The sequence below is a fragment of the Soonwooa sp. T0.1_25 genome, from assembly GCF_057652215.1.
The window spans coordinates 1-305 of sequence record NZ_JBYFBZ010000079.1 but is presented as its reverse complement, the minus strand read 5'-3'; the positions used below and the strand labels follow the sequence as shown (position 1 = coordinate 305).

Below are 305 nucleotides of genomic sequence, written 5' to 3'. Positions count from 1 at the left end.
CACGAGCCTCCGATATGCCAATAGCAATCGCTTGTTGTCTATTAGTTACTTTTTTGCAAGAGCTAGATTTTAATTTTCATTCTTTAAACTCGTGAATCACCTCACCAATTTTCTCTTGAGCTTTTTTGGAATATTTTCGAGTTGTCATTTTTTCTAAGATTTAGGAATTAAAACGCCAAGTTCGTAAACTTTCGTATGAATCAAATAACGCACACGTTCTCTTGAAGTTACTTTCTGGATTTCTCCTTTTTTATCAATGACAAAAACGCCTTCTTCAGAGATTAAAGGATCAGATTCTGACAATA

1 pseudogene is annotated in these 305 nt (G+C 33.8%); it reads right to left on the bottom strand.

Annotation, left to right across the window (positions count from 1 at the left end):
- Positions 1 to 58, bottom strand: a pseudogene (locus tag AC23MB_RS14420) (DUF6496 domain-containing protein); the annotation flags it as partial.
- Positions 59 to 305: the final 247 nt, after the last annotated feature.